This is a genomic window from Luteimonas suaedae, from assembly GCF_008312895.1.
In the GTDB taxonomy this organism is placed as follows: domain Bacteria; phylum Pseudomonadota; class Gammaproteobacteria; order Xanthomonadales; family Xanthomonadaceae; genus Luteimonas; species Luteimonas suaedae.
Genome location: NZ_VSSP01000006.1, coordinates 96,251 through 118,239, shown reverse-complemented (window position 1 = coordinate 118,239; position 21,989 = coordinate 96,251). Strand labels below are relative to the sequence as shown.

General features: G+C 69.8%; 22 protein-coding genes. 11 read left to right on the top strand and 11 right to left on the bottom strand.

What is annotated here, in order from left to right; translation table 11 throughout:
• Positions 1 to 503 precede the first annotated feature (503 nt).
• Positions 504 to 1,757, top strand: coding sequence for a heme biosynthesis HemY N-terminal domain-containing protein (locus FXO19_RS11055; protein ID WP_149195153.1), 1,254 nt, complete (start codon positions 504 to 506; stop codon positions 1,755 to 1,757).
• Positions 1,758 to 1,854: 97 nt separating this feature from the next.
• On the opposite strand, the gene FXO19_RS11050 is transcribed toward FXO19_RS11055, so the two are convergent.
• Complete coding sequence (locus tag FXO19_RS11050; protein WP_149195152.1) at positions 1,855 to 3,132, bottom strand: acetyl-CoA C-acetyltransferase; 1,278 nt, start codon at positions 3,130 to 3,132, stop codon at positions 1,855 to 1,857.
• An 87-nt stretch (positions 3,133 to 3,219) separates the two neighbouring features.
• Here FXO19_RS11050 and FXO19_RS11045 point away from each other — a divergent pair, with 87 nt between their 5' ends.
• Positions 3,220 to 4,098, top strand: a complete 879-nt coding sequence (locus FXO19_RS11045) for a hypothetical protein (RefSeq protein ID WP_149195151.1) — start codon at positions 3,220 to 3,222, stop codon at positions 4,096 to 4,098.
• 183 nt (positions 4,099 to 4,281) lie between these two features.
• Here the strand turns inward: FXO19_RS11045 and FXO19_RS11040 are convergent, their stop codons facing one another.
• The 4 genes from FXO19_RS11040 to FXO19_RS11025 all read right to left on the bottom strand — a co-directional run bounded on the left by FXO19_RS11040 (position 4,282) and on the right by FXO19_RS11025 (position 8,243).
• Positions 4,282 to 4,890: a superoxide dismutase family protein gene (locus FXO19_RS11040; protein ID WP_149195150.1), complete on the bottom strand. Its 609-nt coding sequence runs from the start codon at positions 4,888 to 4,890 to the stop codon at positions 4,282 to 4,284.
• 86 nt (positions 4,891 to 4,976) lie between these two features.
• Positions 4,977 to 5,522 (bottom strand): superoxide dismutase family protein, encoded by a 546-nt coding sequence (locus tag FXO19_RS11035; RefSeq protein ID WP_149195149.1) that lies wholly within the window; start codon positions 5,520 to 5,522, stop codon positions 4,977 to 4,979.
• A 130-nt stretch (positions 5,523 to 5,652) separates the two neighbouring features.
• Complete coding sequence (gene ntrC / locus FXO19_RS11030) at positions 5,653 to 7,056, bottom strand: nitrogen regulation protein NR(I) (RefSeq protein WP_149195148.1); 1,404 nt, start codon at positions 7,054 to 7,056, stop codon at positions 5,653 to 5,655.
• A 113-nt stretch (positions 7,057 to 7,169) separates the two neighbouring features.
• Positions 7,170 to 8,243, bottom strand: coding sequence for a two-component system sensor histidine kinase NtrB (locus FXO19_RS11025; RefSeq protein WP_149195147.1), 1,074 nt, complete (start codon positions 8,241 to 8,243; stop codon positions 7,170 to 7,172).
• A 107-nt stretch (positions 8,244 to 8,350) separates the two neighbouring features.
• Between FXO19_RS11025 and ku the strand changes: the two genes are divergently transcribed.
• Both ku and ligD read left to right on the top strand, forming a co-directional pair.
• Complete coding sequence (ku, locus tag FXO19_RS11020; RefSeq protein WP_149195146.1) at positions 8,351 to 9,283, top strand: non-homologous end joining protein Ku; 933 nt, start codon at positions 8,351 to 8,353, stop codon at positions 9,281 to 9,283.
• Between the two features lie 105 nt (positions 9,284 to 9,388).
• On the top strand, positions 9,389 to 10,243 hold the full coding sequence (ligD, locus tag FXO19_RS11015) for a non-homologous end-joining DNA ligase (protein ID WP_425481466.1): 855 nt from the start codon (positions 9,389 to 9,391) through the stop codon (positions 10,241 to 10,243).
• Positions 10,244 to 10,507: 264 nt separating this feature from the next.
• Here ligD and FXO19_RS11010 read toward each other — a convergent pair whose 3' ends face one another.
• The 6 genes from FXO19_RS11010 to glnA all read right to left on the bottom strand — a co-directional run bounded on the left by FXO19_RS11010 (position 10,508) and on the right by glnA (position 16,781).
• Positions 10,508 to 10,864: an MmcQ/YjbR family DNA-binding protein gene (locus FXO19_RS11010; RefSeq protein WP_149195144.1), complete on the bottom strand. Its 357-nt coding sequence runs from the start codon at positions 10,862 to 10,864 to the stop codon at positions 10,508 to 10,510.
• A gap of 217 nt (positions 10,865 to 11,081) precedes the next feature.
• Positions 11,082 to 11,846, bottom strand: coding sequence for an N-acetylmuramoyl-L-alanine amidase (locus tag FXO19_RS11005; RefSeq protein ID WP_149195143.1), 765 nt, complete (start codon positions 11,844 to 11,846; stop codon positions 11,082 to 11,084).
• Between the two features lie 361 nt (positions 11,847 to 12,207).
• Positions 12,208 to 13,620 carry an ammonium transporter gene (locus FXO19_RS11000; protein WP_149195142.1) on the bottom strand — a complete coding sequence of 471 codons (1,413 nt, stop codon included), beginning with the start codon at positions 13,618 to 13,620 and terminating at the stop codon, positions 12,208 to 12,210.
• A 19-nt stretch (positions 13,621 to 13,639) separates the two neighbouring features.
• Positions 13,640 to 13,978 carry a P-II family nitrogen regulator gene (locus FXO19_RS10995; protein ID WP_149195141.1) on the bottom strand — a complete coding sequence of 113 codons (339 nt, stop codon included), beginning with the start codon at positions 13,976 to 13,978 and terminating at the stop codon, positions 13,640 to 13,642.
• Between the two features lie 40 nt (positions 13,979 to 14,018).
• Positions 14,019 to 14,720: a TorF family putative porin gene (locus FXO19_RS10990; protein ID WP_149195140.1), complete on the bottom strand. Its 702-nt coding sequence runs from the start codon at positions 14,718 to 14,720 to the stop codon at positions 14,019 to 14,021.
• A 651-nt stretch (positions 14,721 to 15,371) separates the two neighbouring features.
• Positions 15,372 to 16,781, bottom strand: a complete 1,410-nt coding sequence (gene glnA / locus FXO19_RS10985; protein ID WP_149195139.1) for a type I glutamate--ammonia ligase — start codon at positions 16,779 to 16,781, stop codon at positions 15,372 to 15,374.
• Between the two features lie 401 nt (positions 16,782 to 17,182).
• Here glnA and FXO19_RS10980 point away from each other — a divergent pair, with 401 nt between their 5' ends.
• The 7 genes from FXO19_RS10980 (at position 17,183) to FXO19_RS10950 (ending at position 21,795) form a co-directional block, all read left to right on the top strand.
• Positions 17,183 to 17,395 carry a hypothetical protein gene (locus FXO19_RS10980; protein WP_149195138.1) on the top strand — a complete coding sequence of 71 codons (213 nt, stop codon included), beginning with the start codon at positions 17,183 to 17,185 and terminating at the stop codon, positions 17,393 to 17,395.
• Between the two features lie 299 nt (positions 17,396 to 17,694).
• Positions 17,695 to 18,891 (top strand): BaiN/RdsA family NAD(P)/FAD-dependent oxidoreductase, encoded by a 1,197-nt coding sequence (locus FXO19_RS10975; RefSeq protein WP_149195137.1) that lies wholly within the window; start codon positions 17,695 to 17,697, stop codon positions 18,889 to 18,891.
• A gap of 246 nt (positions 18,892 to 19,137) precedes the next feature.
• The gene (locus tag FXO19_RS10970; RefSeq protein WP_223115485.1) at positions 19,138 to 19,575 is read left to right on the top strand and encodes a PadR family transcriptional regulator; all 438 of its coding nucleotides are present in this window, start codon (positions 19,138 to 19,140) and stop codon (positions 19,573 to 19,575) included.
• The gene (locus tag FXO19_RS10965) at positions 19,566 to 19,769 is read left to right on the top strand and encodes a hypothetical protein (RefSeq protein ID WP_149195136.1); all 204 of its coding nucleotides are present in this window, start codon (positions 19,566 to 19,568) and stop codon (positions 19,767 to 19,769) included. The genes FXO19_RS10970 and FXO19_RS10965 overlap by 10 nt, the downstream gene beginning before the upstream one ends.
• Positions 19,766 to 20,533: an arsenical resistance protein ArsH gene (arsH, locus tag FXO19_RS10960; protein ID WP_149195135.1), complete on the top strand. Its 768-nt coding sequence runs from the start codon at positions 19,766 to 19,768 to the stop codon at positions 20,531 to 20,533. Before FXO19_RS10965 ends, arsH begins: the two co-directional genes overlap by 4 nt.
• Before the next feature lie 140 nt (positions 20,534 to 20,673).
• The gene (locus FXO19_RS10955; protein ID WP_149195134.1) at positions 20,674 to 21,468 is read left to right on the top strand and encodes an undecaprenyl-diphosphate phosphatase; all 795 of its coding nucleotides are present in this window, start codon (positions 20,674 to 20,676) and stop codon (positions 21,466 to 21,468) included.
• A 114-nt stretch (positions 21,469 to 21,582) separates the two neighbouring features.
• Complete coding sequence (locus tag FXO19_RS10950) at positions 21,583 to 21,795, top strand: DUF4287 domain-containing protein (protein WP_149195133.1); 213 nt, start codon at positions 21,583 to 21,585, stop codon at positions 21,793 to 21,795.
• Positions 21,796 to 21,989: the final 194 nt, after the last annotated feature.

Here is a 21,989-nt window from a genome sequence, read left to right as displayed (position 1 = left end):
GCCATCCCAGCGCAAACTGGGATCCATTTAGACGTCGCGGGAAAACAACCCGGATCTGAGGTTTCCCCACATTTCTCGCAGCCTATCTTCCCCTTTGAAAAAGGGGGATTGAGGGGGCAAAGCCGCCGTTTGCAAGCCGCAGGCTTGCGGCGGCTTGAGCGCTCCCGCGCGCTACGCGGGGGCCGGGAATCGCAAAGCGATTTGCTGTTGCTTGGCCGGGCACCGAGCAAATCCCCCCAACCCCCCTTTTTCAAAGGGGGAAAGCAGCCAAGCCGTTGAATCGATTGCAGGAAAACAGGGGGAACCTCAGAACCCGGATCCCAGCTTGCGCTGGGATGGCGAACGAACGGACGTCCGACTCTTTTGATTCCGATTTCCGAGTCCGGATCTTTACTGATCTCGGACACGGGTCCCTGGTCTCGGATTCCACTCCGACCAGCGGCTCCACGCGCCACCGACATGAACCGGGCTACCGTGTCTCGGATGCCAAGGAGCCCCGACACATGAACCTGTTCCGCAACCTGCTGTTCTGGATCGTCCTGGCGGTGCTCGGCGCGCTGCTGGCGCAGATGCTGCTCACCCAGGACCATGGCTTCGTGCTGGTGCGCTACGGCGGCTACGACTACACCACCACCCTGGTCAAGGCGATCGGCATCGCGGTGCTGGCGCTGCTGGTGCTGTGGCTGCTGTGGCGGGTGCTCAGCTTCCCGTTCCGGAGCTGGAACCGGCACCGTGATCGCCAGAGCCGCGCGCGCCTGGGCGACGGCTTCGAGGCGTTGCACCAGGGGCACTACGCCCGCGCCGAAAAGCTGCTGGCGCAGGCCGCCAAGGATCCGCATGCCGAGGGCCCGGCGCGGGTGGCTGCCGCCCACGCCGCCTGGGCCCGCGGCGACACGGCGCGGGCACGGCAACAGCTCGACGGCTTCGGCGAGCGCCACGCCGGATCGCGCGCGATCGCCGCCGCCGAGCTGGCGCTGGCGGAAGGCCGCCCCACCGACGCGCTGGTCGCGCTCGACGCGCCGGCGGCGCAGCCGCTGCCGCCGCGCGGCCTGGCCCTGCGCGCCGAGGCGCTGGCCACGTCCGGACAGGCCGCCCAGGCCTACGGCCTGCTCGGTGCGCTGCGCCAGCAGCAGGCGTTGCCGGAGTCGCGCCTGGCCGACTACGAAATCCAGTGGGCGGCCGCGGCGCTGCGCGAGGCGGACGACGCCAACGTGCTCGCCGACCGCTGGGAGGCGCTGCCCAAGGCACTGCGGGCGGAACCGGCGGCGGTCGCCGCCTACGCCGACCGCGCCGCGGCGCTGCGCTGGGAGGAAGCCGCGACCAAGAGCCTGGAGCAGGCCCTGGATGCACGCTGGGACGAGACCCTCGCCGAGCGCTACGGCATGCTGCCGCTGGGCCGGCTGGAGCACCGCCGCGAAGTCGCCGAACGCTGGCTGCGCAAGCACCCGTCGAGCCCGGCGCTGCTGCTGACCCTGGCGCGCCTGGCGCGCGAGCAGGGCCAGTGGAGCCAGGCCGAAGGCTATCTGCACCGTGCCCTGGCCCAGGGTGCCGGCAGCGACGCCTGGGAAGCGCTCGCCCACGGCTACGAGGCGCACGGCGACGAACCGCGTGCGCGGCTGTGCTACCGCAATGCGCTGCGTGCCGGCCGTGGCGAGCCGATCGAGGCATTCGCCGACCGCGACCTGCGCCAGCGCATCTTCGACGAGGCCGCCGGCGAGGACCGCGACGAGCACGGCATGCCGCGGTTACGCGAATGAAGCGAGAAACGAGAAACGAGGAGTGAGAAACGAGAATGGCGTCGTCGGAACCGCGCGCTCACTCGTTTCTCACTCCTAGTGACTCACTCCTAGCCCTTCAGCGTTCCAGGATCGCCACCACGCCCATGCCACCGGCGGTGCAGATCGACACCAGGCAGCGGCCGCCGCCACGCTCGGCCAGCTGCCTGGCGGCGGTGGCGACGATGCGCGCGCCGGTGGCGGCGAACGGATGACCGGTGGCCAGCGACGAGCCGACCGGGTTGATCTTCGCCGGATCGATCCGCCCCAGCGGCGCCTCCAGGCCCAGCCGGTTGCGGCAGTAGTCCTCGCTTTCCCAGGCGCGCAGCGTGCACAGCACCTGCGCGGCGAAGGCCTCGTGGATCTCGTAGATGTCGAAGTCCTGCAGCGCCAGGCCGTTGCGCCGCAGCAGCTCCGCCACCGCCACGGTCGGCGCCATCAGCAGGCCCTCGCCGTGGACGAAATCGACGGCGGCCACGTGCGCATCGCGCAGCCAGCACAGCGGCTCGTGCCCATGGGTGCGCGCCCAGTCCTCGCTGGCCAGCAGGCAGGCGGCGGCACCGTCGGTCAGCGGCGTGGAGTTGGCCGCGGTCAGGGTGCCGCGGCCGGTGGTGCGGTCGAAGGCCGGCCGCAGCGTGGCCAGCTTCTCGATCGAGGTGTCCGGGCGCAGGATGTTGTCGCGCGCCAGGCCGCGAAAGCTCACCACCAGGTTGTCGAAGAAGCCGCGCTCGTAGGCCGCGGCCAGCTTGTGGTGCGAGGCCACCGCCAGCTCGTCCTGCGAGTCGCGGGCGATGTTCCATTCCTTGGCCATGTCCTCGCAGTGCTCGCCCATCGACTTGCCGGTGCGCGGTTCGGCCACGCCGGGGAAGTCGGGCTTGAGTTCGCGCAGGCGGAAGCCGCGGAAGGCGCCCAGCTTGTCGCCAGTGGTCTTCGCCGCCGCGGCACGCAGCAGGCGACGGCGCAAACTCTGGCCGTAGACGATCGGCACGTCGGAGGTGGTGTCGGAGCCGCCGCCGATCCCGGCCTCGATCTGGCCGACGGCGATCTTGTTGCCGACGGTGATCAGGCTGTCGAGCGAGGTTCCGCAGGCGCGCTGCAGGGTGATGCCCGGCGTCAGCGGCGACAGCCCGGACGACAGCGCCGCCTCGCGTCCCAGGTTCCAGTCGCTGGCGTGCTTGATCACCGCGCCCATCGCGACCTCGCCCAGCTGTTGGCCGTGCAGCCCGAAGCGTTCGACCAGGGCGCCCAGCGTGCGTACCGACATGCCGAGGTTGCCGACGTCCGCATAGGCGGTGTTCTGGCGGCAAAACGGAATGCGAACGCCGCCGAGCACGGCAACGGGACGACCTTGCGGCATCGAGAACACCTCGCGACGGAGCCCGTCGGTTGGGTGACGGGCATAATGTAATCAGTCTAACGCCGCCGCCGTGCACGGCCAATCACGATGACCCAATCCGTGCTGAACCCTCCGACCGTGCGTGCCGCCCTGGCGCTGGAACTGGCGCCGGGCAGCAGCGCGCGCCACGCCGCGCTGGCCCAGCACGAAGCCGGCGCCCTGGCGACGCTGATCGCGCGCGACCTGGCCGGCTTCGCCGCCGACGCCGCGCAACTGGACCTCGCCCTGGTCGGCGCGCACTACGACCCGGTGGAGCTGCTGCGCCCGGGCTGGCCGCTGCACCGCGAACTGGAACGGTTGTCCGCGCGGGCGCCGGGCGAAGCCGGCGCACGCGTGATCGCCTTCGGCACCCACCGCGATCGCCTGCCGGAAGCCTTGGCGCCTGCGCAGGAACACGCCGGCGGGCCGCTGCGATTACTGCCGCTGGTCCTGACCGGCGAGGCGGCGGCCGTGGCCGGCGTCGGCGCGCAGTTCGAACAGGCGCTGATGGAGCGTGGCATGGCCGGTGCCGAAACCGCGCTGCGTGCACAGGACGCCTTCGGCCTGCGCGTCGAACATGCGCGCTATCTCACCCTGCACGACCTGTGCGCGATGACCGCGCTGCAGTACGAGCACGCCGGCCTGGCGGCGTTGTGGCCGTTGCTGGAGACCGCGCTACTGGCGCCGGACGAGGAAGCGTGGCTGGACGCCCCGCCGGAACCGCTGCTGCACTACATCGCCGGCGAAGTCCGCATCGCCCTGTTCTCGCCCGACGGCTGGCGCGCCCGCCATGCCGCGGACGACGAGGACGAGGCGCGCCTGGAACGCGGCTTTGCCCGGTTCGAGGCACGCCAGCGCCAACTCGCCGCACTGCTGCAGGCGCACGGCATTCCCGTCACCTACAGCCACTGCCGCTCGCGCGTCGACCCGCACGACGAATTGGCCTGAGCCCGGATCCTCGTAGGAGCGCCCCATGGGCGCGATGCCGCGGGCAGTTCGCCGCCCGCACGGTGACCGGCGCGCCTGCCGGTCGGAATCGCGGCATCCACCGGATCCTTCTGGCACCCGCGGTATCGCGCGCATGGCGCGCTCCTACGGGTGCGCGGACACCGTGCTTTTTTTGCGGCCGCGCTACATCACCTCGATCACGCCGCAGGCCAGGCGCGCACCGGCGTTGCCGGTCGGCTGGCTGGTGTAGTCGTCCGGATCGGCATGCACGATCACGCCCTTGCCGGCGATGTCGGTGGCGGCGCCGTCACCCAGGGTCGCGCCCTGTAGCTGCGCGTCTATCATCGCCACGCCTTCGTCATTGGCGGTGATGTTGTCGCTGTCACCGGCGTGGTGCTCGCCCTGCCCGACGCGGCCGTGGTCGCTGTCGTCAGGATTGAAATGGCCGCCGGCGCTGGTCGCGTCCGGCGCGCTGCAGTCGCCGGTCTCGTGCACGTGGAAACCGTGCGCGCTGCCGGTGGGCAGGCCGCGGACCTCACCGCTGACGCGGATCGCGCCGTCTTCCGCGGTGAACGTCAGCTCGCCGCTGGTGTCATTGCCGGCGGTTGGCTGCAGCGTCGCCCGCGCGGTGGTGGCGGTGGCCATCGGCTCGTCCGGCATGGGCGTCGCGGTCTGCTCAGATTCGGCGGTCTCGGCGGCGATCTCCGCTTCGGTCGCCGGATCGCCGGACGGGGTGCATGCGGCGAGCGCGAACAAGGCCGGTGTCAACAGCAGTACACGGGAATTGCGCATCGGGTTTCTCCTTCGGTTGGTGTCGGATGTCTCTGCATCGGTCGGACGCGATGTCCGACCATACGCCCGCCGGCGTCACCCGGCCGTCATCGCGTCACCTGGACCTCGCCGCAGGCCACGCGCGCGCTGAACGCGCCGGGGGTGGCGCCCAGCACCAGCAGCGCGCGCCCGGCAATGTCGTTGGGCGCGCCGCCGCCGAGCACCGCGCCCGGCAGCAGCAGGTCGACCCGCGCCAGGCCTTCGGCGTCGGCGACGATACGATCGCGATTGCCGCCGACCACGCCACGCTGTTCGGCGCCGGCCTGCGGATCGAAGTACGGGCCGGCGCTGGCGGCGTCGGCGGCGCTGCAGTCGCCGCGCTCGTGTACCTGCAGGCTGTGCGCGCCGTTGCGCACCAGACCGCCGATCTCGCCGGTGACACGCACGCCGCCGTCGGCGGGCACCAGGGTGACGCGGCCGCTGACCAGGCTACCCGACGCCGACGCCAGGTTGGCCACCGCTTCGCTGGCGGTCCCGATCGTCGCCAGCGCCGGCGCTGCCGGAAGCGCAGGAGGCTGCGGCGCGCGAGGCGCGGGTGCACTGGCGCAGGCCGAGAGCAGCAATACGGCAACGACAGGCAGGATCGAGCGCATGGCAGGCGGCGGCAGTGGAGATGCGCGACACCATAGCGCCGCGCGACTCAGCGCACCATGAATTCCGTTTGCACATGCATCGGTCGCGATGCCATACCCGCGGCCGCGCCAACCGCTTGCCCCGTCGGCCTCAGTGCCGCTTGCGGCCGGCGGCGAGCTTGCGGGTGACGGTGTTGCGGCCGAGGCCGAGGCGCGCCGCGGCCTCGGCGCGGCGGCCGCCGGTGTGCGCCAGCGCCGCCTCCAGCAGCACGCGGTCGAAGCGCTCGCGCGCATGGGCGTGCAGGTCGGAATCACCGGCGGCCAGGCGCTCGCGCGCCCAGCGCCCGAGCGTGTCTTCCCATGACGTCTCGACGGCGGGAGAGGGCGCCGTCGACAGCGCGCTGTCGAGGTCGGCCGCGTCGATCGTGTCGCCCGGGGCCAGCGCCGCCAGGCGCCAGCACAGGTTCTCCAGTTCGCGCACGTTGCCGGGCCAGTCGTAGGCGAGCAGGCGTTCGCGCGCGGCGCGGTCGAACTGCTTGACCGGTGCCTGGAACCGGGCCGCGGCTGCGCGCAGGAATGCATCGGCCAGGCGCGGCACGTCGGCGCGGCGCTCACGCAGCGGCGGCAACCGCAGCCGCACCACGTCCAGGCGATGCAGCAGATCGGCGCGGAAGCGGCCGTCGGCCACCAGTGCCTCCAGCTGCTGGTGGGTGGCGGCGACCACTCGTACGTCGACCCGGATCAGTTCGCGGCCGCCGACACGGAAGAACTCGCCCTCGGCCAGCACCCGCAGCAACCGGGTCTGCAGCGGCAGCGGCATGTCGCCGATCTCGTCCAGGAACAGGGTGCCGCCGTCGGCCTGCTCGAAGCGGCCGACATGGCGCTTGCCGGCCCCGGTGAAGGCCCCGGCCTCGTGCCCGAACAGTTCGCTCTCCAGCAGTTCCGACGGCACTGCGGCGGTGTTCATGGCGACGAAGGGCCGCCGCGCCCGCGGCGACTCGTGGTGCAGGGCGCGCGCCACCAGCTCCTTGCCGGTGCCGGTCTCGCCGGTGATCAGCACGTTGAGCGGTGCCTGCGCCAGGCGCCCGATCGCGCGGAACAGGTCGCGCATCGCCGGAGTGTCGCCGATCAGCGTGTCCTCGTCGGCGGCGACCGGCTCGCCGTCGCCGGAGGCGCCCGCGTTGTCGCGGAGCGCGCGCGCCGCCAGCGCCACCGCATCGTCGAGATCGAACGGCTTGGACAGGAACTCGTGCGCACCGCCACGGAAGGCACCGGCGGTGCTGGCGATGTCGGTATAGGCCGACATCACGATCACCGGCAGCTGCGGTCGCGCGGCCTTGAGCTTGTCCAGCAGCACCAGGCCGTCGTCGCCGGGCATGCGCACGTCGGTGAACAGCAGCTGCGGCGCCGGCCGCCGCTGCAGCGCCTCCAGTGCCCCCTGCGCCGAGTCGAAGCCGGAAACCTCGTAGCCGGCCTCGCCCAGCGCTGCCGCCAGCACGAAACGCACACTGCGGTCGTCGTCGACGATCCAGACGCGGGCGGGCTCAGCGGACATGGGGAAGACGAGGAGTGAGAAACGAGGAGTGAGAAACGAGAAGTGAGAAACGAGTGAAGGCGGATCCGCCCGCTTTTACTCGTTTCTCACTCCTCTCCACTCGTTTCTCGCTTTCAGGTCGCATCATCGCAGGACTCCTTCGCCGCCAGCGGCAGCAACAGCGTGAACACGGTATGGCCGGGACGCGAGCGATATGCCAGCGAGCCGCGATGCTCGCGCACCACCTGCTGCGCCAGCGCCAGGCCAAGGCCGCTGCCGTCGGCGCGGCCGGACACCAGCGGCAGGAAGATCTGCTCGGCCAGTTCCTCCGGCACGCCGCGGCCGTCGTCGACGATCTCCAGCCGCAGCGCCAGCGCGTGCACGGCATCGGCGATGCGCACGCCGCGCTCGATGCGGGTGCGCAGGGTGACGTTGGCGGCGCCGGCCTGGATCGCGTTGCGCACCAGGTTCCAGGTCGCCTGGGTCAGGCGGTCGGCGTCGCCGGTCATGTCGGGCAGGCTGGGGTCGTAGTCGCGGATCAGCTTCACCACCCAGCCGGCCTCGTGCTCGGCCAGCCGCAGCACGCGCTCGAGCACGCCGTGGATGTTGAGCGCGGCGTGCGGCTGCGGCGGCGACGGTGCCAGCAGCTGGTCGATCAGGTCGGTCAGGCGCGCGACCTCGGACTGGATCAGGTCGACCAGCTCGCGCGACTCGCCGTCGTCCACCCGTCGCGCCAGCAGCTGCGCCGCACCCTTCAGCCCGGCCAGCGGATTGCGCAACTCGTGCGCCAGGCCCTTCAGCGCAGCGGCCAGCGCGCTCGGCAACACCCGCAGCGGATCGTCGCCGGGAAATTCGTCGACCGGATGCGCTTCCAGCATCCAGCCGCCGCCCTCGCGCCGCGACAGCCAGCCGTCGGCGAAACGCGGCTCGCCGCCCAGGAACGCCAGTTCGATCCGCCGCAGCCGCAGCTGCTCGGCGCCATCGCCCGCGTCCGCCACCAGCGCCCGCCGCAGCGCCTCGCCCTCGACCTCCAGCGCCGCCAACGGCTGGTCCAGCAGCCGCCGCGCGCTGACCCCCAACCAGCGCGCGAACGCCGGATTGCAGCCCTCGATGCGGGCATGACGGTCAGTCCAGGCCATTGGCGTGACCAGGGAGTCGAAGGCCGGATCGGCGGATGGGGGCGGCGCCATCGCACCAATGTAGTGCATGCACCGGGCCGGTGCGAGTGGCCATCGCGCGATCCGGGGCGCGTACCGTTTCACCCGCGTCTCACCCGGGCGGCCGTAGCGTCGGGCTTCCCGCCCGCGGAGCTGCCATGGCGCGCCCGATCTGGACCGGCACCCTCTCCTTCGGCCTGCTCAACGTGCCGGTGTCGCTGATGTCCGGCGAGCGCAAGACCGACCTGCACTTCCGCATGCTCGATTCGCGCAACAACACCCCGGTCCGCTACGAGCGGGTCAACGCCGAGACCGGCGAGGAGGTGCCGTGGAAGGACATCGTCAAGGCGTTCGAGTACGACAAGGGCAGCTACGTGGTGCTGGAAAAGTCGGACATCGCCTCGGCGGCGCCGGAGAGCCATGAGACGGTGGAGGTGGAGAGCTTCGTCGACGCTGCCGCGATCCCGCTGCCCTACTTCGACAAACCTTATGTGCTGGTCCCGGCGAAGAAGGCGGAGAAGGGCTACGTGCTGCTGCGCGAGACGTTGAAGCAGACCGGCCGCGCCGGCATCGCGCGGGTGGTGATCCGCACCCGGGAATACCTGGCGGCGGTACTGCCCCAGGACGACGCGCTGATGCTGCTGTTGCTGCGCTACCCGCAGGAACTGGTGGATCCGGCCGACTACCGCCTGCCGGAGGGCAGCCCCAGCGACTACCGGATCGCCGGCAAGGAGCTGGAGATGGCCAAGCAGCTGATCGAATCGATGGCGGGCGAGTGGAAGCCCAACGACTACAAGAACGAGTTCCGCACCCGGCTGGAGGCGGTGATCCGCAAGAAGATGAAATCGAAGGGGGCGCTGGCCGAGGCCGAGGACGCCGAGTACGAGGCACCCGAGGACACCACCACCAACGTCGTCGATTTCATGTCGCTGCTCGAGAAGAGCATCGCCGGCAAGAAGCGCACGCCGGCGAAGAAGAGCGGCGGCAGGAAGACCGCGAAGAAGGCGGCAAAGAAGACTGCCGCAAAGAAGGCGGCGAAGAAGACCGCGCGCAAGGGCGCCAAGAAAACGGCGGCGCGCAAGGCGGGATGACGATGATGCCGCGCGAATCCGGCCGCGCACACCGGGCGAAGGCTGCGCCGGAACGTACGCGGCCCCGCGACCATGCCTGCGACGCCTGGTAGAGGAGAAGCCGACATGCGGCTGACCAGCGCCGACCGGGTGATGTTCGAGGGCGCGACGTACACCAAGCAGGACGTGGCGGACTACTACCGCGGCGTGGCGGACCGGCTGCTACCGGAACTGGCCGGCCGGCCGCTGTCGCTGCTGCGCTGCCCGGACGGCGCCTGCGGCGAGTGTTTCTTCCAGAAGCATCATGCCGACAGCCTGGGCGGGCACGTGCACGCGATCGCGCTGCGGCAGAAGAGCGGCATCGAGCCCTACCTCTACGTCGACGACATCGGGGGCGTGCTCGACCTGGTGCAGATGAACACGCTGGAGTTCCACCCTTGGGGTTCACGCACCGACGCGCCCGAGCGCCCCGACCGATTGGTGTTCGACCTCGATCCGGGCAAGGGCGTGCGCTGGCCGGACATCGTCGCCGCGGCGCGCGACATGCGCCGCACGCTGAAGCGCGCCGGATTGGAGAGTTTCGTGCGGCTGTCCGGCGGCAAGGGCCTGCACGTGGTGGTGCCGATCGCGCCGGGCCCGTCGTGGGACGAGGCGCGCGGCTTCTGTGAGGGCGTCGCGCAGGCGATGGCGGAACGCGCACCCGAACGCTACGTCGCCACCATGTCCAAGGCCAGGCGCGGCGGCAAGGTGTTCATCGACTGGCTGCGCAACGCCCGCGGCCAGACCAGCGTGGCGTCGTGGTCGTTGCGCGCGCGCCGAGGCGCGCCGGTGGCGGTGCCGATCCGCTGGGAGCAGCTGGGCAAGATGGCGCGTCCGGACGCCGTCGACCTGGCCGCAGCCGGGCGGCGCGCGGCACGGCTGCGCAAGGATCCATGGGACGGGTTTGATGCGCTGGCGCAGACGCTTCCAGCGCGGGAATGAGCGGACGCAAAGGCGTGGAGCCGTAGCGCGTGCGATGCCTTTGCCAAAGGTGCCTGCGCGCCGGCGGCTCTTCCGTAGGAGCGCGCCATGCGCGCGATGCCGCGGGTGCCCGCAGGATCCGGTAAACGCCGCGATTCCAGACCGGCAGCCGCGCCGCTCACCGAAATCCACAGGCGGTGAAATGTCCGCGGTATCGCGCGCATGGCGCGCTCCTACGGATTCGGCAGCCCACGCCAATGAGCGAGCGCCGGGAAGCCGGGTGGTTCAACCCGTCAGCTGCGCCCGGCGCGCCTTGCTCAACCCGGCCAACGCCTTACGGTAGGACCAGTCCACCAGTTCCCGCAGATGCGCATCGGGCAGGCGGCGCACGTCGACGATGGTGATCCAGTGGTAGCGGCCCAGCCAGCGCGCCGGCTTGATGCCCGGCACGTCGGTGAGCTCGAGGAAGCGCTCGTCCGCCACCTTGAGGCTGAAGCGCCAGCGCTCCGGATCGCTGGTCTTGAAATGGGCGAAGCGCTTGCCGCCGATGGCATAGACCAGGATGTTGGCCGGTGCGCCGTGCGCGCGGCATTCGGCGCCCGGCAGGCCGGCGCACAGGGCCTTGAGCTGTTCGACGTTCATGGCGGCATGATGCACTCCAACCGCAGATGCCAGGCGGTGGCCGTCCGTAGGAGCGCGTCATGCGCGCGATGCCGGCGCGGCCGGGAGACGCGCGTATCGCGCGCAAGATGCGCTCCTTTGGTTTCATGGCGAATGCCGGAAGAGCGCGGCCGGCCAGCGGGAATCACAAACGACACCGGCGCGGCAATGGCGGGGGCATCGCGCGCATGGCGCGCTCCTACGGGGAGGCGACGGGCGTCGGGCCCGGCGCTTGCAGCGGTGCGGTCAGCGCGTGCAGGATGCGCAGGTCCTCGGCATCGAGCACGGTGCCGTCGAGGCCACGGAAGCGCAGGCGAAAGGCACGGACGGTCGCCTCGGGGGCGTCCACCGGATAGCCGATCAGGCGCAGCGCCCGGATCGGGTCGAACCCGGGCGGCGGATCGGCGACCAGCGCCGGATCCGGCCAGATGCCGAAACCCGCTTCGGCGAGCCGCTTCCACGGAAACCGTGCGCCGGGGTCGACTTTGCGCACGGGCGCCAGGTCGGCGTGGCCGATCACGTTCTCACGCGGGATGCGCCACCGCGTGGTGAGGTCCTCCAGCAGCCGCAGCAATGCGGTGATCTGGGCCTCGGAGAACGGTTCGTGGCCGTCGTTGTCCAGCTCGATGCCGATCGAGGCGGAGTTGACGTCGCTGATCGCACCCCAGCTGCCGGCCCCGGCATGCCAGGCGCGATGTTCGTCCGCGACCAGCTGGTACAGCGTGCCGTCGTCGCCGATCAGGTAGTGCGCGCTGACCCGCCCGCCGCTGTTGCGCGTGCGCAGGGTGCGCAGGCTGCGCTCCACCGAGTCCTGCTCGGTGTAGTGGATCACGATCAGGACCGGGCGACGGACATCGTAGTTGTCCGACGGCACCCAGTGCGCCATGGGATTGCGTGGCGGCGCGTGGGTGCACGCGGCCAACGCGACGATGCAGCACGAGAGCAGCAGGATCCGGAAACGCATGCCGCATTGCACCCGCTTGGCCGGCGGATTGCAAGGCGGTCCGCTGCGCGGATTGCATCAAGAAGATCCTTCTCCCGATCCAGGGAACGGCGCATGCCGTCCAAGACCGCACCTCCGTAGGAGCGCGCCATGCGCGCGATGCCGCGGGCATCGTGCCGCCCGCAAATTCCGGTGACCGGCGCGCCGGCCGCTCCAAAATCGCGGCGTCCAGCGGATCCGGCCGGCACCCGCGGCATCGCGCGCATGGCGCGCTCCTACGGAAGCAGCGGGCTCGTTCCGGCAATCGGGAGAAGGACCAAAAGAAAGCGGGCGGCGGATCGCTCCGCCGCCCGCGTCACCTCGTGGGGGAGGTGGATCCCGCTCAGTACTCGTAGGCGGTCTCGCCGTGCTCGGCGATGTCCAAGCCGGCGCGTTCGTCTTCCTCTTCCACGCGCAGGCCGAACACCAGCTTGGCGATGAAGAACGCCACTGCCGCGACGATGCCGATCCAGATCACCGTCAACGCCACGCCCATCGCCTGGATCGCCACCTGCGCGCCCATCGAGAAATCGGCGTCGCCGGTGCCGCCCAGCGCCGGCGCGTGGAACACGCCGGTGAGCAGGGCGCCGACGATGCCGCCGATCGCGTGCACGCCGAACACGTCGGCGGTGTCGTCGGCGCGAAGCATGCGCTTGAGGCCGTTGACGCCCCACACGCACAGCACGCCCGCCGCCGCGCCGATCGCGATCGCGCCCAGCGGGCCGACCAGTCCCGCCGCCGGGGTGATGCCGACCAGTCCGGCCACCGCGCCCGAGGCCACGCCCAGCGCCGACGACTTGCCCTTGATCAGCTTCTCGGCCGCCGCCCACGCCAGTACCGCGGCCGCGGTGGCGACCATGGTGTTGAAGAACGCCAGCGCGGCATCGGCGGTCGCCTCCAGATTGGAGCCGGCATTGAACCCGAACCAGCCCACCCACAGCAGCGATGCGCCGACGAAGGTCAAGGTGACGTTGTGCGGCTTGAGTGCCTCACGCCCGAAGCCGACGCGCTTGCCGACGAAGTACGCGCCCACCAGACCGGCCACGCCGGCATTGATGTGCACCACCGTGCCGCCGGCGAAGTCCAGCGCGCCGCGCTCGAACAGGAAGCCGCCGGCCGCCCACACCATGTGCGCGATCGGCAGGTAGCCGAACGTGAACCACAGCGCCGCGAACAGCATTACTGCGGCGAAACGTGCACGCTCGGCGAAGGCGCCGACGATCAGCGCGCCGGTGATGCCGGCGAAGGTGGCCTGGAACGCCACGAACACGTACTCGGGCAGGGCCACGCCGTCGGTGAACGTCGCCGCCAGCGAGTCCAGCGTCACCCCCGACAGGAACAGCTTGTCGAGGTTGCCGATCCACGGCCCTTCGCCCGAGAACGCCAGGCTGTAGCCGTAGGCCACCCACAGCAGGATCAGCAGCGAGAACACGCTGATCACCTGGATCAGCACCGACAGCACGTTCTTGGCGCGCACCATGCCGCCGTAGAACAGCGCCAATCCGGGCACCACCATCAGCAGCACGAGGAAGGTCGAGGTCAGCATCCAGGCCACGTCGCCCTTGTCGACCGTCGGCTCGGCGGCCGCGTCTTCGGCCGCCGGCGCGTCCTGCAGCGCCGCGGTTTCCATCACCGGCACTGCGGCCTCCTGCGCCAACGCGCCGCCGGCAACGCCGGCCAGCAGCAGCCCGCAGGCGGCGGCCAGTGCCAGCAGGTCCAGTCGGGCCTTCCACCCGGAGAAAAGTCGGATCGTCATGGTTGTCTCCTGCGTGGGGTCAGAGCGCGTCGGCGCCGAGTTCGCCGGTCCGGATGCGGATCACCTGCTCGAGCGTGGTGACGAACACCTTGCCGTCGCCGACCTTGCCGGTCGCCGCGGCCTTGGTGATCGCCTCCATCGCGCCGTCGAAGGCGTCGTCGGACACGGCGCACTCGATCTTCAGCTTGGGCAGGAAGTCGACGACGTACTCGGCGCCGCGGTACAGCTCGGTGTGGCCCTTCTGCCGGCCGAAGCCCTTGACCTCGGTGACGGTGAGCCCCGACACACCGGCCTCGCCGAGCGCCTCGCGCACTTCGTCGAGCTTGAATGGACGGATGATGGCGGTGATCAGTTTCATGCTGCTCCTCCGGTGGAATGCGATGCCGTCGCCACGGCCGTCAGAACGACTTGGTGACGGCGAAGGTGAAGGTCTCGTCTGGCCCGATGAGGTCGTTGTCGTTGAGCGCGGCGGCGATCTCGAAGCCGTTGTCGAAGCCCTTGCTGACGCCGAGCTTCCAGAACGCGTAATCGGCGCCGTCGTAGCCGCTCACCCACTGCTTGCCGACCGCGGCGTTGAGGGTCCAGCTGGGCACGAACTCCCAGTCGGCGGTCACGTCGAGATTGCTGCTGCCGTCGGAATCGGGCAGGCCGAACAGGTCGCTGACGGCGTAGGAGTACTTGCTGCCGAAGATGCCGTAGCTCAGGCCGACGTACAGCTCGGTGGTGTCGGGATCGGTGAATCCGGGCGGGTAGTCACCGGGATACCAGTAGTAGATCGCGCCGACATCGAAGCCGACGCCGCTGTCGCCGAACTCGCCGCCGTAACCCAGGTACAGGTCGATCTCCACCTGGCTGGAGACGTCGGGATCGGAATCGGACAACCAGCTGATGCTGCTGCCCCAGGCGCCGGCATAGAAGCCGCTGTCGTGCGTGTAGTCGATGCCGCCCTGCAACGCCGGCTCCTCGTTGGTCTGGGTAAGCCCGCGGAACAGGTAGTCGCTGGTCAGCGTGACCGATCCGGATACCTCCGCGTGGGCATGGCCGGCGGCCAGCAGGCCCAGTGCGAACAGCGTTGCAACCCCTCGTGTGCGAAACGTCATGACTAGGCTCCTCGATGAATGGAACCCTCCCCGGTCGGTACCTGTTGCGTATCGCCCTTTGCCCGCGCGGCGCCGTGTTGCGATCGCTGCGCTCCGGCCGGAGGCTCTGCGTCCCCGTGCCGGCAATGCTCTCCCTCTCCCTCGTTCTGTTACTCGACTAGAGACTTTCCTATTGGGTACCTACGCGCTTGTGGAAATGCCTCCCTCTCCCGCTTGCGGGGAGAGATCGCGCCAAAACCGCTTGGCGCGGCGCTGCGCTTCCTGAAGCGGCGCGCCGATATCGGTGTCTGCCTCACGTCGTCCGCCGGACAATGCGACGGCCCGGGCAAGCGCACCGGGCCGCCTTCCCCCGTTAGACGGTGTAGTACAGCTGGTACTCGAGCGGGTGAGGTAAGGGCGCTTGCGCGGCACTGCCGCGCGCCCTTTCCGAACGCCCGGCGCGCTGCGCCGGGCCGGACATCCGCCGGCCCGAAGCCCCGTCATTGGTATGCCCGAATGCCATCAGACCGTGTAGTACAGCTGGTACTCGAGCGGGTGAGGTAAGGGCGCTTGCGCGGCACTGCCGCGCGCCCTTCCCGAACGCCCGGCGCGCTGCGCCGGGCCGGACATCCGCCGGCCCGGCGCCCCCGTCATTGGGATGCCCGGATGCCATCAGACGGTGTAGTACAGCTGGTACTCGAGCGGATGGGTGGCCGCGCGGAACTTGGTCACCTCCTGCATCTTCAGCGCGATGTAGCCGTCGATGAAGTCGTCGGAGAACACGCCGCCGGCGGTCAGGAACTCGCGATCGGCATCCAGCGCCTCGAGCGCCTGGTCGAGCGAGTGGCACACCTTCGGAATGTTCTTCTCCTCCTCCGGCGGCAGGTCGTAGAGGTCCTTGTCGCTGGGGCCGCCCGGATCGATCTGGTTCTTGATGCCGTCCAGCCCCGCCATCATCAGCGCGGCGAAGGTGAGATAGCCCGACTGCATCGGATCCGGGAAGCGCACCTCGATGCGGCGCGCCTTCGGGTTGCTCACGAACGGAATGCGGCAGCTCGCCGACCGGTTGCGCGCCGAGTACGCCAGCATCACCGGCGCCTCGAAACCCGGCACCAGCCGCTTGTAGCTGTTGGTGGTGGAATTGGCGAACGCGTTGATCGCACGTGCGTGCTTGAAGATGCCACCGATGTACCACAGCGCCATCTGGCTCAATCCACCGTAGCCGTCGCCGGTGAACAGGTTGGTGCCGCCCTTGGCCAGCGACTGGTGCACGTGCATGCCGCTGCCGTTGTCACCGACCAGCGGCTTGGGCATGAAGGTGGCGCTCTTGCCGTTGCGGAAGGCGACGTTCTTGATGATGTACTTCATCGTCAGCAGCTCGTCGGCCTTCCTGACCAGCGAGTTGAACTTGGTGCCGATCTCGCACTGGCCGGCGTTGGCCACCTCGTGATGGTGCACCTCGACCTCGATGCCGACCTGTTCCAGGGTCTTGCACATCTCGGCGCGCAGGTCGTGCAGCGAGTCCACCGGCGGGGTCGGGAAATAGCCGCCCTTGATCGTCGGCCGGTAGCCGGTGTTGCCGCCCTCGTACTCCTTGGCCGAATTCCAGTGCGCCTCTTCCGAATCGACGTGGAAGAAGGTGTGGCCCATCTCGACGCCGAAGCGGACCGAGTCGAACACGAAGAACTCCGGCTCCGGGCCGAAGAACGCCTGGTCGGCGATGCCGGAGGACTTGAGGTAGGCCTCGGCGCGCTTGGCCACGCCGCGCGGATCGCGCGAGTACGACTGCATCGTCGACGGGTCGAGCACGTCGCAGACCAGCACCAGGGTCGGATCGGCCGGGAACGGATCGACGTAGGCGCTGGCCGGATCGGGCAGCAGCACCATGTCGGATTCGTTGATGCCCTTCCAGCCGGGGATCGACGAGCCATCGAACATCGTGCCGTCCTCGAACAGGCCCGGCTCGACGATCGACTTCGGATAGGTGACGTGGTGCTGCACGCCGCGGATGTCGGTGAAGCGCAGGTCGATGAACTCGACCTTGTGGTCCTTGATCAGCTTTTCGACGTTGTCGATGGACATCGGGGGTTTCAACCTCGGATTGGTGATGGATGGTCAAGTGTATGCAAGGCGCGTGCCAGCCACTCCGGACCCACAAGCCATTGATTTTGCGGCGCTTTCAACCCGGACCCGCCACGGCGATGCACTGCAACCGTGCGTAGATGGAGATGCCGCACCAGGTTGGTGCAATTGCCGTGCGTGCGGCGACGCGCTCGTCCCTGGCCAAACCGGGAACGCCTGCTTCGCCGTGCCCCTCGGAGTTTTCCTACGCACCAAGGCGCATTCTCCCGACTACCCGCAATCCCCGCCGTCCGCCAAGCTGCCCCGATCGGCACCGCCATCCACGGCACACGTGCTGCGCGTGAAGGCAACGCTCCGGCTGGCGGATCGGCCGCCGTCCGGAACGATCACAGGGGAGCAGGATGGAACGCGCATTGGTGGAAGTGGCTCCGGACGACGATGGCTGGACCATCCGCATCGCCGGCTACGCGATCGCCCGCGAGCTCGACATGATCACCGCGATCCAGGAAGCCTCGCGCTTCGCCCGGCAACGGCACGTGGCCACCGGCCGCCCGACCGGCGTACGGGTGAGGTCGACCGCGGGCGACGAGATGGTGGTGGGCGCCTGCGGCTGAGGCGGGACGGCACTCAGTTCAGCTCATCAAGAGCTGTCCGCTACGGATCAACGCGGATGCGCGAAGCCGCAACGCAAAACGGCTCCGTGCAACCTCACTGGCCGCTTTTCCGCGTCGATCCGCGGCTGAACGGCTTGTTCGAGATGCGCTCTAGAATGGCAGGCCGTTCCCGTCCGGCTCCCGCATGTCACCGTCGCCAGCACCGGGCATCGCATCTCGCGGACGAGTGACGCGGCCTGTCGCTGCGTCGGACGCGCGCCAGCGGTTTTCGCGACGGCACGGGCCGGTGGCCTGACACCATGACCGATACGGACGCGCACGAAGCCGACGTGGCGGTGATCGGCGGCGGCGCCGCCGGGCTGATGTGCGCGCACGTCGCCGGCGCGCGCGGGCTGCGGGTGCGGGTGATCGAGCGCGCCAACAGGGTCGGCAAGAAGATCCTGATGTCCGGCGGCGGGCGCTGCAATTTCACCAATACCGGCACCGCGCCGGCGAACTTCCTGTCCGCCAATCCGCACTTCTGCAAGTCGGCGCTGGCGCGCTACACGCCGTGGCAGTTTCTGGAACTGGTCGAGCGCCACGGCATCGCCTGGCACGAGAAGGAGCTCGGGCAGCTGTTCTGCGACGAGTCGTCGAAACAGATCGTGCGCATGCTGCTGGACGAGTGCGTGCACGCCGGCGTGCGCATCGACACGCAGTGCGAAATCGGCCGGGTGACGGTGGAAGACGATGGCCGCTTCCGCCTGGCGACCGACCGCGGCGATCTGGTCGCGGCGAAACTGGTGGTCGCCAGCGGCGGCCTGTCGATCCCGAGCATGGGCGCGAGCGGCTTCGGCTACGAGCTTGCCCATCAATTCGGCCACGCACTGCTACCCACGCGCGCCGGCCTGGTGCCGCTGACCCTCAGCGGCAAGCATCAGCAGCGGCTGGCGGACCTGGCCGGCGTGTCGCTGCCGGTGGAAGCCGCCTGCAACGGACAACGCTTCCGCAACGCGATGCTGGTCACCCATCGCGGCGTCAGCGGCCCGGCGATCCTGCAGATCTCCTCCTATTGGCAGCCCGGCGATGCGCTGCAACTGGACCTGCTGCCGGACGCGGACGTGCCGGCGCTGCTCGCCCGCTGGCAGGCCGAGCGCCCGGCCGCCGAACTGAAGACCCTGCTCGGCGAGGTGCTGCCGCGGCGCTTCGCCCAGCGCCTGTGCGAGGTCTGGCTGCCGAATCGGCCGATGCGGCAGTACGCGCCGGCGCAGCTGCACGACATCGCGGCGCTGCTGCAGGCCTGGCCGCTGGTGGCCAGCGGCACCGAGGGCTACCGCACCGCCGAGGTCACCCTGGGCGGCGTAGCCACCGACGAGGTGTCCTCGTCCACGTTCGAGTCGCGGCGGGTGCCGGGGCTGCACTTCATCGGCGAGGTGCTCGACGTCACCGGCTGGCTCGGCGGCTACAACTTCCAGTGGGCGTGGGCGTCGGGACACGCCGCCGGTCTGGCGGTGTGAGCGCCGTCGGCGCCGCAACTTCCTTGTAAGGGCGCGCCATGCGCGCGATGCCGCGGGCATTGCGCCGCCTGCGATGTCCGCCCACCGGTGCGCTTCTGGCTCGCGGGGGGGCCGCAATGACCGACGACCCGAGGCACCCGCGGCATCGCGCGCATGGCGCGCTCCTACGGGGGTGACGCCGCATTTCGAACGCCTTCAGAAGCGATCGGGACAGGTCTGCGGCTGCTTGATGCCTCGAGCATCGAGGTGTATAACGCCGGTATGCCCTCCACCGCCGAATCCCCCCGCAGAGCATCGCGATCGACGCCCGACTACACCGATCGCGCCTACTGGCAGGGCTCGATCAAGATGTCGCTGTCGAAGTTCTTCGTCCTGCGCGTGCTGCACCGGCAGCCGATGCACGGCTACGAGGTGGTGCAGGCAGTGGCGAAGACCACGCGCGGCTGCTGCAGTCCGACCGAGGGCACGATCTACCCGATGCTCGCCGACTTCGAGAGCGACGGCTGCCTGCGCTCGCACCTGGAAACCGTGCAGGGCCGCGAACGTAAGGTCTACGCGCTCACCGAGCGTGGACGCGACGCCTTCCGCACCGCGGTGGCGGCATGGCTGGAGGCGACCGACTGCATCCTGGCCAGCAAGGCCGCCGCCGCGCCGCGCCGGAGCGAACAGGACGGATGCTGCTGATGATGGTGTTGCTTTACCTATATACATCGATCATCGAGGCATCGATGGCCGATAGCTCGGCCGTTCCACTGTGGCCGCCTGCACGAGCAATGCCGAATGTCGCACGCGCGCTGCCGCCCGCAACTCCCCTGGCGCTGGCCGGACCGGCCGGGCTTTCGGCTCCTGTTCCCGCACCCGAGGCAACGCCGGCATGAGACTGCGCCCCCTTCCCGATCCCGACCACCTGCCCGCGCTGCAGCCACGCCATGCGCCGCAGCGGCCGGCCGACGGCCTGACCGCCGGCGCGCAGGCCCCGCCGAAGATCCTCCTGCTCTACGGTTCGCTGCGCGAGCGCTCGTATTCGCGCCTGGCGATCGAGGAGGCCGCACGGCTGGTGCGCTGGTTCGGCGGCGAGCCGCGGATCTTCGACCCGTCCGACCTGCCGCTGCCGGGACAAGTCCCCGACGATGATCACCCGGCGGTGCACGAACTGCGGGCGCTGTCGCTGTGGTCCGAGGGGCAGATCTGGTGCAGTCCGGAGCGCCACGGCCAGATCAGCAGCGTGATGAAGGCGCAGATCGACCATCTGCCGCTGAGCCTGGGCGGGGTCCGCCCCACCCAGGGACGCACGTTGGCGGTGATGCAGGTCTCGGGCGGCTCGCAGTCGTTCAACTCGGTCAATACGCTGCGCCTGCTCGGGCGCTGGATGCGCATGTTCACCATCCCCAACCAGTCCAGCGTCGCCCAGGCATTCCGCCAGTTCGACGAGGCCGGGCGCATGCTGCCCTCCGGCTACTACGAACGTATCGTCGACGTGGTCGAGGAACTGGTCCGGTTCACCGTGCTGCTGCGACCGCATGCCGCGCGGCTGGTGGACCGCTACTCCGAACGCCGGCAGGCGGCGGACGCGGCGATCGCGGCGGCGAACGACCTGTCATCGATCGCGATCGCGCCGCAGGCGAAGCAGGCGCGGGGATGATCCGGCACATCTGACCGATCCACGCCCGCGGCTGCGCGCGGCGCTGGCGAGCGCGGCGCAGCACGCATGGCATCGGCACGCATGGGTGGGTACAGACGGCTTCGCGTATTCTTGCGCCTCGTTCCGCATCCTCCACGCCCGTGTCCGACCTGCTCGCCGCCCTGCTACTGGGCATCATCGAAGGCTTTACCGAGTTCCTGCCGGTGTCGAGCACCGGACACCTGCTGATCGTGCAGCACTGGCTGGGCGCGCGTTCGGACTTCTTCAACATCGTGATCCAGGCCGGGGCGATCCTGGCGATCACCCTGGTGTTCCGGCAACGGCTGTGGACGCTGGCCACCGGCCTGCACCAACGCGAGAACCGCACCTACGTGCTGAAGCTCGGCGCCGCCTTCGCCGTGACCGCGATCGTCGGCCTGCCGGTGCGGATGGCCGGCTGGGAACTGCCGGAGACGGTGACGCCGGTGGCCTGGGCGCTGATCCTTGGCGGCGTCTGGATGATCGTGGCCGAGCGGTTGGCCGAGCGCCGCGGCGACAGCATCGACGTGACCTGGACGGTGGTGGTGCTGGTCGGCCTGGCGCAGGTGGTGGCGGGCGTGTTCCCGGGCACCTCGCGTTCGGCGGCGGCGATCTTCATGGCGATGCTGGCGGGGCTGAGCCGGCGCTCGGCGGCCACCGAATTCGTGTTCCTGGTCGGCATCCCGACCATGTTCGCGGCCAGCGCCTACGCCTTCCTCGAGCTGTGGCTGGAGCAAGGCCTCGGCGGCGAGGCCTGGAGCGAGGTGGCGGTGGCGTTCACGGCCGCCACGGTCACCGGATTCGTGGTGGTGAAATGGCTGCTGGGCTACATCAAGTCGCACCGCTACACCGGCTTTGCGATCTACCGCATGGTGCTGGGCGGATTGTTGCTGCTGCTGATGCCGGCCGGCAGCTGAGGCCAGGCACCGCAGCGGATTTTCCCGGCAGTCGAAACCGCGCCGCGCCATTCGTCGTCCCTGCAGCGGGCAAGCCAGCGCTTGCCCGCCCGCCCGAACCGGAGACGCACCGACATGGCCAATGCCCCGAAAACCCGAGGCCCCGCCTCCTATTTCCCTTCCATCGAGAAGAAGTACGGCCATCCGGTCGATCACTGGTTTCGGCTGCTGGACGGACTGGGTGAACGCAAGCACATGGAACTGGTCGCCTGGCTGAAGACCGAGCACGCAATGGGCCACGGCCATGCCAATGCACTGGTCGCCCACCATCTGCGGCGAACCGCCTAGGACGCTTGGCAGCGCGGGCTGCATTGTCGAGGCGCCGTTGCGGCAGCCCCTGTCGGGACGGTCAGCCGATGCGTCCGCCCATGTCGTTGTCCCGGGCCGCGAGGACCCCCTAAACGCGCGCGGATGCACAAGACGTTGCATCGCGTTCGCGCATCATGTGTCCTGCTTGGGCGTTTCCGGCCGCGACAGCGGGG